We start from the raw sequence: 10,915 nt of genomic DNA on the forward strand, positions 1-10,915 counted from the left end.
GCTCAAGCCGCGCGAACGGGCGCGCCTGCTCGCCTACGCCCCGCAGGCCCCCGCCCTGCCGCCCGACATGACGGTCTTCGACTACGCGCTGCTCGGGCGTACCCCGTACATCCCGTATCTGGGCCGGGAGAGCTCGCACGACCGGGAGGTGACCGCGTCGGTGCTCGACCGGCTCGACCTGACCGCGCTCGCCATGCGCCGCGTCGGGGAGCTGTCCGGCGGCGAGCGCCAGCGCGTGGTGCTGGCCAGGGCACTCGCCCAGCAGGCGCCCGTGCTGCTGCTCGACGAGCCCACGACGGCCCTGGACCTCGGTCACCAGCAGCAGGTGCTGGAGCTGGTGGACCGGCTGCGCCGCGCGGACGGCCTGACCGTCGTCACCACCCTGCACGACCTGACCGTCGCGGGCCTCTACGCCGACGCCCTCCTCCTGCTGGCCGGCGGGCGCGCGGTGGCCTCGGGCAAGCCCGCCCAGGTGCTCACCGAGTCGTTGGTGGGACGGCACTTCGACGCCCATGTCAAGATCGAGCCAGGGCCGGACGGCCGGCCCGTCGTGCACCTGGTCAGGGGAGGACCGTGAAGCTCACGTATCGGGTGGAGGACGGGGCGCGGCTGGGGGCGCTGCTCTGGGAGTTCGGGCCGGGGTGGCGGATGATCTCCTCCGCGCTGCTCGGCGGCGGCATCGGGGTCCGTGAGTGGGTGCTGAACGCTCAGGTGGTGGCGGGCTATTCGCGGATGGACCCGGTCGACCACCTGGTGTCGTTAGGCCCCGGCGGTGACGGCGTCGGCATGCTGACCGCCGCCTCCGTCGACCGTTACGTCGAGGCTTCGGACGGCGGCGTGGAGGCTTGCGCGACCGTCGGCCTGCGGGTCCCCACCTGGGCCGCCGCCCCGGAGGGGACCGCGGACCCGGAGCTGGCGCCCATGCGGGTGGGGACCATCAACATCGTGGCCGTGCTGCCGGTGGCGATGACGGACGCCGCCCTGGTCAACGCGGTGATGACCGTTACGGAGGCGAAGTCGCAGGCGCTGATCGAGGCCGGGTTCCCGTGCACGGGGACGGCGTCGGACGCGGTGTGCGTGGCGGTGCCGGCGGAGGGCCCTGCGGAGGTTTTCGGCGGACCGCGCTCGGAGTGGGGGGCGCGGCTGGCCCGGGCGGTGCACACGGCTGTGCGTAGGGGCGCTGCGGCGTGGCGGCCTCGTGACTTTAAGTGACGGAATTTGGGCAAGTAGCATGTGGGCGAGGGCGAGACTCCCGATACTGAGTGGGTGACCGCAATGGCGACGATCGAACCGACCGCGAGGCGCAAGATTGTCCTTCCTGCGCCGCCATACACAGTCGACGACCTGCTCAAACTCCCAGACGACGGGAATCGTTACGAGCTCTTCAACGGGAGCCTAGTAGTGAGCCCTGCCCCCACCCCCCTGCACCAGCGTGCCATCTACCGGCTGGCGCATATCCTCACCGATGCGGCGCCACCTGGGCTGGAGGCATTGCCAACCGTTAACGTCTGCCCGGGCGACAAGGATTTCTACATCCCCGACCTCGTCGTGGTGCCCGAGGCGGCGTCTGAGTCGGTGGGGCTCATGTTCGCGCCCAGCGATCTGCTGCTGGCTGTTGAGGTGGTCAGCCCGAGCACCAAGATGCATGACAGAGGGGCCAAAGCGGCGGCATACGCGGCAGCGGGCATTCCCCTCTACTGGCGCGTCGAACCCGAACCAGGGCCGGCACTCTACGTTCACGAACTCGAGGGTGACTCCTACCGGGACCCCAGCGTCTACAAGGCAGGGACCACTGTCACGCTGTCGACGCCTTACCGTGTCAGCTTCGATCCCGCAGAGTTGTTCGGCCGCCGGCTCTCGAATCCGTAATCCTCGACCGCTCCTCTGGGCGTGACACGCCCCGCCTCGAGGTCGGCCAATACCGCCTCTCGGGAACGCTCGCCCGGCGCGCCCAGCCCCCCGCCGCCCGTCGTCTCCACGATGAACGCCTCCCCGGCCGCGAACCGTACATTGTTGACCTTGGATGCCAGCCGTTCCGCCGTCCCGTCCAGGTGGCGTTTGAAGAACCCCCCGAGCCGGCCCGGCAACCCGCCGTCCCGGCCAGGGGGCGCGAGGCGGAGGCGGTCGCCGCGGGTCGTGACGTGACAGTCCGCCAGGAAGCGGTACACCGTCCGGGAGCCCAGGCCGCCCCGGAAGCGGCCGGGGCCGCCGGAGTCCGGGATGGTCTCGATGGACTCGACGATCAGCGGGCACCGGCTCTCGACCGGCTCCGCCTGCGGCACCGAGTTGCGGCCGATGCCGAAGTGCACCCCCGTCGCGTCCGGGCCGTCCAGGCCCACGCGGGCGCCGACGCCGCCGAAGTCGTAGGAGAGGTGGATCCAGTACGGCGCCCCGACGGCGGCGATCGAGAACGGCTGCAGGATGCCGCTGGGGGCGATGGCGCGGTCGGGGACGGCGTCCGACATGGCCTGGAAGACGGCCTCCATGGCGGCGTAGATCGGGACGTACCGGCCGCCGCACGGATAGGGGGAGCGGGCGTTGAGCAGGGAGCCCTCGGGGAGGCGCACGTCGATGGCGCGCAGGCAGCCGTCGTTCATGGGGATGGTGGGGTCCAGGAAGCAGCGGACGGCGAAGACGGCGGCGGCGAGGGACTGCGAGGCCGAGGCGTTGATCGCCGCCGGGACCTGCGGGTCCGTGCCCGCGAAGTCCAGCACGGCCTGGTCGTCGCCGAGGGTGACGGCGACGCGAATGTAGTGGGATCTTTCTGGGTTTATGCCGTCGTCGTCGATCGGGTAAGCCGCCTTGACCTGGCCCTGCGGCAGCTCGGCCAGCGCCGCGCGGGTTCTGGCCTCCGTGTAGTCCAGGTAGTCGTCGACGCCCGCACGCAGGCCCTCCTCGCCGTACTCGCCGGCCAGGCTCTCCAGGCGGGCGGCGGCCACCGCCGTCCCGGCCACCAGTGCCCGTACGTCGCCCATGACCTTGTCGGGAGTGCGGCTGTTGGCCCTGAGGACGGCCTCGATGGCGGGGTCGAGGCCGTCGCCGGTCGCCAGGCGTACCGGAGGGAGCTGGAGGCCCTCCAGGAAGATGTCCGTGGCCAGCGGGGCCATGCCGCCCGCCGAGAGGCCGCCCAGGTCCGAGACGTGGATCATCGTGGCGGTGAAGTACGCCGGGACGCCCTGGACGAAGACCGGGCGGTAGACGAGCAGGTCGTTGGTGTGCACGCCGCCGCGGTAGGCGTCGTTGAGCACGTACACGTCGCCCGGGCTCATGGTGTCCGGGGGGATGTCCTTGAGCAGCTCGGGGAGCGCGACCTTGAGCGCCATGCTGTTCATGAGCGTGGTGGCCATGGAGTGCGCGATCAGGCGGCCCCGGGCGTCGAGGATGGCGGCCGAGGCGTCGGAGCCCTCGACGATGAACGTCGAGTACGCGGAGCGGACCACCACGATGCTGGCCTCCTCGGCCGCCACGACCAGCGCGTTCCTGAGCACCTCGGCGGTCAGGGGGTCTGGCATGTCGTGCTCCTGGTGAGGTGTACGGCACGGGCCCCGGCCAGGGCGGCGGTCCAGCCGGGCGGGACGACGATCGTGGACTCGGCGTCCTCGATGATCGCGGGGCCGTGAAGGGGGTCGCCGCCCATGGTGTCCCTGGTGTGGACCGGTACCTCGGTGTAACCGCCGTTCTCCGGGAAGTACGCCCGCCTGCTGCCCGGCCTCTTGCGTGGTGCTCCGGCCGCACCGGCGCCTGGAGGGTGTGGAGTGGGGACGGCGTCGGGGGCGGCGGGGACGGTGACGCGGACGCGGTAGCTGACCAGCTCGATCTCGCCCCGTTGCGCGATGCCGTACACCTCCGCGTACCGCTCGAAGAAACGAGCCTCCAGCACCGGGCGCTCGGGTGTCCACTCCACCGTCAGGTCGTGGGACTGGCCCTTGAAGCGGACGTCCACCGACCGTGACACCAGCACTCCGGGATCCGAAGGCGAGACGCCCAGGTCGGCGGCTGCCTCCGCGGCGAGGGATGTGAAGACGGCCGTGGGGTCCGGGGCGTCCAGGCGCGACAGGACGCGGTCAGTGGAGAGGGCGCCCGACAGGAGGCCTGCCGCCGAGGCCACGCCGCAGTACGCGGGCACCACCACCGTCCCGATCCCGAAGCGCTCCGCCACCCGGGCCGCGTGCATGGGCCCCGCGCCGCCGAAGGCCACCAGGGCGAAGCCGCGCGGGTCGATGCCGCGCTGCACCGTCACCACGTGCACCGCCGACGCCATCGAGGCGCTCACGATCTCGTGCACGGCGTACGCGGCCTCCTCCCGGGACACGTTCAAAGGCGACGCCAGCCGGTCGAGGGCCTTGCAGGCCAAGGCAGGCGACAGAGGGAGCGAGGCCGAGGAGAGGTAGCCGAGGACGAGGTTCGCGTCCGTGACGGTCGGCTCCGAGCCGCCCAGGCCGTAACAGGCGGGCCCGGGCGATGAGCCAGCCGAGTGCGGGCCCACGCGGAGGGCGCCCGCCGGGTCGAGCCAGGCCACGCTGCCCCCGCCCGCCCCCACCTCCGCCAGGTCGATGGCCGGGGTCTTGATCGGCACGCCGGTGCCCGCGCGCCGCCCGCCGAAGCTGCCCTTGCCGCCCACGTGGAACTCGTGCGTGATCTCCGGACGCCCTCCGCGTACCACGCACGTCTTGGCCGTGGTGCCGCCCATGTCGAACGAGATCACGTTCGCGAACCCGGAACCCGCCGCCGCCAGCACCCCCGCGGCCGGGCCCGACTCGATCGTGGCCACCGCTCGGCGGGCCGCCAGTTCGGCGGAGATCACGCCGCCGCTCGACTCCATGACGTGGATGGGCGCGTGGATCCCGAGCCCGGCCAGCCGTTCCCGGAGCCGCGAAAGGTAAGACGCCATCAATGGGCCTATATATGCGGACATGATGGTGGTGGTGGCCCGCTCGTACTCGCGGATCTCCGGCCAGATCTCCGACGACGTCACCACGTTCGGGATTGATTCGCGGAGGATCGCGGCGACCTGCCGTTCATGGGATGGATTGGCGTACGAGTGCAGCAGGCACACGGCCGCCGACGTGATCCCGCGCGCCGCGATCTCCGCGGCGACGTGCCGTACAGAGTCAAGGTCCAGGGGCGTCAGTACGGCGCCGCGCGCCGAGACGCGCTCCACCACCTCGAAGCAGTCGCCCGCGGCCACCGGGGGAGGAGGGGGCGAGAAGCGCAGGTCGTAGCGGTCCTCCTCGACGCGGGCGTAGCGGCCGAGCGGGATGGCGGCACGAAAGCCCTGGGTCGTGACAAAAGCGACGCGCACCCCTTTGCGTTCGAGCACCGCGTTGGTGGCCAGCGTCGTGGCGTGCACCACCCTCGTGACCTGCGCCGGGTCGCGGTCGCCGAGCGCGCGCGTAACGCCTGCCACGATGCCCGCGATGGGGTCGTAGTGGGTGCTCAAACATTTGGCCACGGAAACCGCGCCGTACGTGCCACGAAGGACCACATCGGTGAAGGTGCCACCGACATCGACGCCGATCGTGTAGCCCATTCAGGTACGCTACGCTACCAAACAAGCGCTTGTCTATTTTGCGGTCTATTGACTTACGGCACCTGATTGGGACCCTGGTTCCAGGGCCTGCGTTTGGAGCGGAGATGGCGCGCCTCACAGCTCTTGCCGGTGGTGTCGCGGCGGCACTGGTGCTGATCGCGATGCCGGTCGCGGCTCACGAGCACCCCAGCGGGATCACCGACCTGGTGACCCCGGCCGTGGTGCGGTTGGAAGCCGTGTCCCACGTGGAGATCACCCTGCTCGACCACATCGGCGAGCTCAAACATGTGGAGCGGTCCTACGACATCCCGTTCGGCGCGGGCACGGGGACCGTCGTCAATCCCGACGGCACCATCGTCGCGCTCAGGCGCCTGGCGGTGAACCCCGACGACGTCGCCGTCTACGCGGCGAACAAGATCTTCGCCGAGCACCACAAGGTGAAGATCCCCGCCGACTACACCAAGCACCACGTCTCCGACGACCTGCTCGACCACCACCTGCAAGAGTGCTATCCGCCCAAGACCGACACGGCGACCTGCATCGTCAACGTGACCACCGAGATCACGGCCTACCCCAACGTGTCGCCCCCCAGCCCCAACGGCTTCAAGGTCAAGTGCATCAAGGCCGGCCCGACGCCCGACAGCCCCGCCGTGCTCGTGCCGGTGACCCCCACGGCCGGAGGCGTCGGCATGCCCACCGCGCCGCTCGCCGACAAGGTGCCCGAGCAGGAGGGCTCGCCCACCAACGTGGCGGGCTTCCTCGGCAGACCAGGTCCGAACGTCAAGGACACCGTCGAGATCGCCCACCTGGGCAAGGGCGGTGTGGCCGGGGAGAACGGCAGGCCGTTCGCCGACCCGGAGAAGAAGGTCGACGAGCCGGTCAAGCTGGGCGGGCTCGCCGACAAGGGCCTGATCGGCGCGCCGGTGATCGGCGACAAGGACGGCCACGTCATCGGCCTGCTGGTCGGCGGCGGCAAAGAAGGCAGGATGATCGGGATCAGGGAGGTCACCGGCATCCTGGCCGCGGCCAAGGTGGTGCCGCGCAGAGGCGCGATCGACACCGCGTTCGAGGCGGCGCTGACCCGCTACCACACCAAGTACTACACCGAGGCCGCGCCCGGCTTCCAGCGTGTGCTCGAGCTCTATCCGGGCAACGTGGTGGCCGCCGACCTGCTGAAGACCTCGCTGGCCAAGCGGGGCGGGCCCGAGGACAAGGGCACGAAGCAGGCGGCGAGCACGCCTGCCAGGTCCACGCCGCTGTGGCCGTTCATCCTGGCGGCCGGGATACTTTTCATAGCCGCCGGTGGCGGGGCGTATCTGCTGTGGCGCCGCCGCGCTCCTGAAAGACCGGAAGAGCTGCCAGAGCCGCTGGCGGCCGGCCCACCGCTCGACGACGGCGCCAACCAGACCGTGGTCGTACGGCGATCGCAGTCGTTCCAAGTGGTCCCGCAGCAACAGCAGGTGATGACCGCGCAGGATCCGGCGATCAAGTACTGCACGTCGTGCGGTATGCGACTCGGGCCCGCGCATCGCTTCTGCGGCTACTGCGGCCACCCCATCGAGACGTGATGCCATTGAACGAAAGATCGCTCATCGGCCAGGAGGTGGCCGGGTACTACATCGAGGACATCGTCGGCAAAGGCGGCATGGCCGTCGTCTACCTTGCGCTCGACCCCAGGTTGAGCCGCCGGGTGGCGCTGAAGATCCTCAATCCGGTGCTGAGCGTCGACGACCGGTTCAGGCAGCGGTTCATCCTGGAGTCCAGGACGGTCGCCAGCATCGAGCACCCCAACATCATCCCCATCTACGAGGCCAACGCCGACGCCGACGGCGTGCTCTACATCGCCATGCGCTACGTCGACGGCCTCGACCTGCGCCGCCTCCTCTATGACCGGGGCCCGCTGCCCCTAGGCCAGGCCAACCAGATCTTCGCCCAGGTCGCCGCCGCGCTCGACGCCGCGCACGCGCACGACCTGATCCACCGCGACGTCAAGCCGGCCAACATCCTGCTGGCCGGGGACCACGTCTACCTCACTGACTTCGGCATCACCAAGCACCGATCGTCGATCTCTGGGCTGACCCAGACCGACCAGTTCATCGGCACGCCCCGCTACATGTCGCCCGAACAGATCAACAAGGAGCACATCGACGGCCGCTGCGACCAGTACGCGCTGGCCTGCGTGGTCTACGAGGCGCTGTCGGGGCAGCTGACGTTCCAGCGCGAGAACGACATCGCGCTGCTCTGGGCACACCTGGCCGAGCAGCCGGCGCCGCTGTCGCAACTGCGGCCCGAGCTGCCGGCGCAGGTCGACGCCGTGATGATGCGGGCGCTGGCCAAGTCGCCCGAGCAGCGCTATGCGACCTGCGCGGAGTTCGTGACCGCGCTGCGTGACGCCGTCAGCGGGCTCCAGTCCGACCCGATGGGGGGCGCCCACTTCGTGCCGCGTCAGGGCCTCCCTTCGGGGCCCTATCCCGTGCCCGGGTCCGGGCCGCCTTCGGGCCCGCACACGGGTCCCTCCGCGGGGCCTCTTCCGGCGCCGACGTCCGGCGCCCACGCGGCGCCGACGTCGGGGCCGACGTCCGGGCCCCACGCGGCGCCGGGGTTCGGGTCCCGGCTCTCGCCGCCCACGCAGCCGTCCGCGACCACGAGGCGCCCCGGCCGCGTCCCGATCGTGGCCACCACGCTGGTCGCCGCCGTCGCGGCGCTCGCGCTGGTCATCATGATCATCATGAACCACCGCAGCGACACCTGGTCCCACTACAAGACCAGCGCCGCCGCGCCACTCACGTTCGAGTATCCGGGCGACTGGACCGTACGTACCCACCAGGACCTGTTCGCGGTGGTCTCGCCGCACGCGCCCGAGTTCGAGTCCCTGTTCGTGGCCGGCCCGGGCGCCGACTGGACGGCGGTCTCCCAGATCGTCGCGGACGATCCCGACAGCGCCTCGGGCGTGTACGTCCAGGTCTCCGACACCCTCGACGCCAGCGGCACCTCCGATCAGATGAAGGCCAAGATGGAGGCCCTGCTGCCCGGTGAGGTCGACGTCGGCAAGCCCGTGCAGGACCAGGCCGGCACCAGCCCCGCCACCCGCTTCGACGGCGCCCTGCACGACCCCGCGAGCGGCACCAGGCTGGGCTTCGTGAGCTACGTGATCGACCGGCAGCCCAAGACCATGCTCGTGATGTACTTCTGCGCCAAGACCGCCTGCGACGACGCCACCCAGGCCCGTATCAGGCAGAGCGTCCAGGTGTCGTGACTTGTGACTCACTTGCGGGCGGCTTGGCCTGGGTGTCCAAAGCGGGCACCCGGCGTCTACCCTCCGCGTGTGGGCATTCGCATAGTCATCGCCGACGACCAGGCGATGGTCAGAGCCGGGCTGCGCATGGTCGTCGACAGCGACCCCGGCATGGAAGTGGTCGGCGAGGCCTCCGACGGGCGCGAGGCAGTCGAGGTGGCCCGGCGTACGCGGCCGGACATCGTCCTCATGGACATCTCGATGCCCAGGCTCGACGGTTTGGCCGCGGCCAAGGAGCTGCTTGACGCCCCGTCGCCGCCCAAGGTCATCACGCTGACCACGTTCGACACCGACGAGAACCTCTACGCCGCTCTGCGCGCGGGCACCAGCGGGTTCCTGCTGAAGGTGTCGCCGCCGGAGCAGCTCCTGGAGGCGATCAGGGTGGTGCACTCCGGTGACGCGCTGCTCGACCCGGCTGTGACCAGCCGGGTGATCGCCACGTTCGCGAGCCGGGCCGAGCCGACGCCCTCGCCCCGGCTGGCCGAGCTGACGCCGCGCGAGCTGGAGGTGCTGCGGCTGCTGGCCCGCGGCCTCACCAACGCGGAGATCGCCAGGGAGCTGTACGTGGGGGAGGCCACGGTCAAGACGCACGTGGCGCGCGTGCTGATGAAGCTGTCCCTGCGCGACCGGGCGCAGGCCGTGGTTTTCGCGTACGAGACCGGAGTCGTCCAGCCCGGCACCGCCTGAGTGAGGGTTTGACGGGGCATGGCCGATCTATGTGTATATTTTTCTGCATAAGGCGGTAGATACGGGAGATATTTCATGCAAGCGTTCCCTCGGGTGCTGTTCGACGAGGCCCACAGCGAGTCGTGGACCGTCCGCCGCGAGGTGGCGGAGGCCATCAACCCCGCCCACCCTGACGACAACAGCTACGCGCGCGCGGCCGGGGTGCTGCGGCACCTGGGGCACACGGTCACCGCCCGCACGTCGGGCGGGCTCACGCCCGAGGTCCTGGCGGAGCAGGACGTCCTGGTGATCGCGCACCCGTCAGGGGAGCGCTGGGAACGCACCACCGGCCAGGGCAGCCCCGTCTTCACCGCCGACGAGCTGGACGCGATCGAGTCCTTCGTGGCCGGTGGCGGCGGACTGGTGGTGCTGGCCGAGGAGGAGCAGGACAAGTACGGCAACAACCTGCGCGAGCTGCTTGCCCGCTTCGGGGTGGGCGTGGAGCACGCGACCGTGCGCGACCCCAAGCACGCGCACCGGGGCGTGGCCACCTGGGTGCTCGCCGAGCCCGCCACCACCTCCGGCCTGCTCGCCGGGGTCCGCTCGGCCTGCTTCTACCGCACCGGGGTCCTCACGATCACGGGCGAGTCGGAGGTGCTGTTCGCCTCCTCGCCGACCGCCGACCCGGCGGGTGCGCCGCTGGCCGTCGCGGTCCGGCACGGGCGGGGGCGCGTGGTCGCGTTCGCCGACTCCGACCTCTTCGGTGACGACTCCATCGAGGACTACGACCACCGCCGCCTCTGGGGCAACGCGGTCACCTGGGCCGCCCGCGTCCCGGACGCCGGTGGCGCTGCCGAGGGCCGCGACGAGGCCAAGGCGGCCGTTTTCGCCCGGCTCAAGGCGGCCGTGGAGGAGCTCAGGCCGCTCCAGGTCAAGGACGGCTCGGTGCCGGAGGACAAGGAGCGGGCCAAGGCGCTGGTGACCGAGATCGGGACACTGGTGGGCGAAATTTCGCCATATTTCCCGCATGACGCCGCGTACCTTCAGGCCGTCCAGGACGACCTGGCGAAGTGGGCCGCGCAGGACCTCGGAGTGCCGGACTTCCTCGACTCGCTCGACCGCTTCCACCCCGACACCCAGCGCGTGGACGGCCTGGAGCACGTCGTGGTGTTCCCCATGTACACCCAGAACGGCAACCCCGACCGCAACCTCGAAGCCGTCTGGATCCGCACGATCTGGCCGGACTGGCTGGCCGAGCTCGAGGCGGGCGGCTACGACAACCCGATGTTCGTGCCGATCGCGTTCGAGGACTTCACCTCGGGCTACGACACCCACTCCGCCGTGCTGTTCCCCGAGACGGTCGCGGTGCGGCAGGCCCCGGCCCGCTTCACCTGGGGCGGGATCTTCGCCGACCGCGAGGCCGC

General features: G+C 70.7%; 9 protein-coding genes. 7 read left to right on the forward strand and 2 right to left on the reverse strand.

What is annotated here, in order from left to right:
- From AB0J09_RS41225 to AB0J09_RS41235, 3 genes are all read left to right on the forward strand, one after another.
- On the forward strand, window positions 1–577 hold a 577-nt coding region (locus AB0J09_RS41225), incomplete at its 5' end, for an ABC transporter ATP-binding protein (protein ID WP_360703542.1).
- Complete coding sequence (locus AB0J09_RS41230) at window positions 574–1,212, forward strand: adenosylcobinamide amidohydrolase (protein ID WP_360703545.1); 639 nt, start codon at window positions 574–576, stop codon at window positions 1,210–1,212. The genes AB0J09_RS41225 and AB0J09_RS41230, both read left to right, overlap by 4 nt.
- Before the next feature lie 63 nt (window positions 1,213–1,275).
- Complete coding sequence (locus AB0J09_RS41235) at window positions 1,276–1,869, forward strand: Uma2 family endonuclease (RefSeq protein WP_360703547.1); 594 nt, start codon at window positions 1,276–1,278, stop codon at window positions 1,867–1,869.
- On the opposite strand, the gene AB0J09_RS41240 is transcribed toward AB0J09_RS41235, so the two are convergent.
- Both AB0J09_RS41240 and AB0J09_RS41245 read right to left on the reverse strand, forming a co-directional pair.
- Complete coding sequence (locus AB0J09_RS41240) at window positions 1,812–3,512, reverse strand: hydantoinase B/oxoprolinase family protein (protein ID WP_360703550.1); 1,701 nt, start codon at window positions 3,510–3,512, stop codon at window positions 1,812–1,814. The genes AB0J09_RS41235 and AB0J09_RS41240 overlap by 58 nt on opposite strands.
- Window positions 3,497–5,530 (reverse strand): hydantoinase/oxoprolinase family protein, encoded by a 2,034-nt coding sequence (locus AB0J09_RS41245; protein ID WP_360703552.1) that lies wholly within the window; start codon window positions 5,528–5,530, stop codon window positions 3,497–3,499. The genes AB0J09_RS41240 and AB0J09_RS41245 overlap by 16 nt, the downstream gene beginning before the upstream one ends.
- Window positions 5,531–5,634: 104 nt before the next feature.
- Between AB0J09_RS41245 and AB0J09_RS41250 the strand changes: the two genes are divergently transcribed.
- From AB0J09_RS41250 to AB0J09_RS41265, 4 genes are all read left to right on the forward strand, one after another.
- A complete protein-coding gene (locus AB0J09_RS41250) occupies window positions 5,635–7,098 on the forward strand; it encodes a zinc ribbon domain-containing protein (protein ID WP_360703555.1) in 1,464 nt (487 codons plus the stop codon).
- A complete protein-coding gene (locus AB0J09_RS41255; protein WP_360703557.1) occupies window positions 7,098–8,786 on the forward strand; it encodes a protein kinase in 1,689 nt (562 codons plus the stop codon). Before AB0J09_RS41250 ends, AB0J09_RS41255 begins: the two co-directional genes overlap by 1 nt.
- A gap of 69 nt (window positions 8,787–8,855) precedes the next feature.
- Window positions 8,856–9,512 (forward strand): response regulator transcription factor, encoded by a 657-nt coding sequence (locus tag AB0J09_RS41260; RefSeq protein ID WP_360703560.1) that lies wholly within the window; start codon window positions 8,856–8,858, stop codon window positions 9,510–9,512.
- Window positions 9,513–9,587: 75 nt separating this feature from the next.
- A partial coding sequence (locus tag AB0J09_RS41265; RefSeq protein ID WP_360703562.1) for a DUF6421 family protein occupies window positions 9,588–10,915 on the forward strand: 1,328 nt, incomplete at its 3' end.

Origin of the sequence: Nonomuraea sp. NPDC049784 (genome assembly GCF_040659615.1) — a bacterium.
GTDB lineage: Bacteria > Actinomycetota > Actinomycetes > Streptosporangiales > Streptosporangiaceae > Nonomuraea.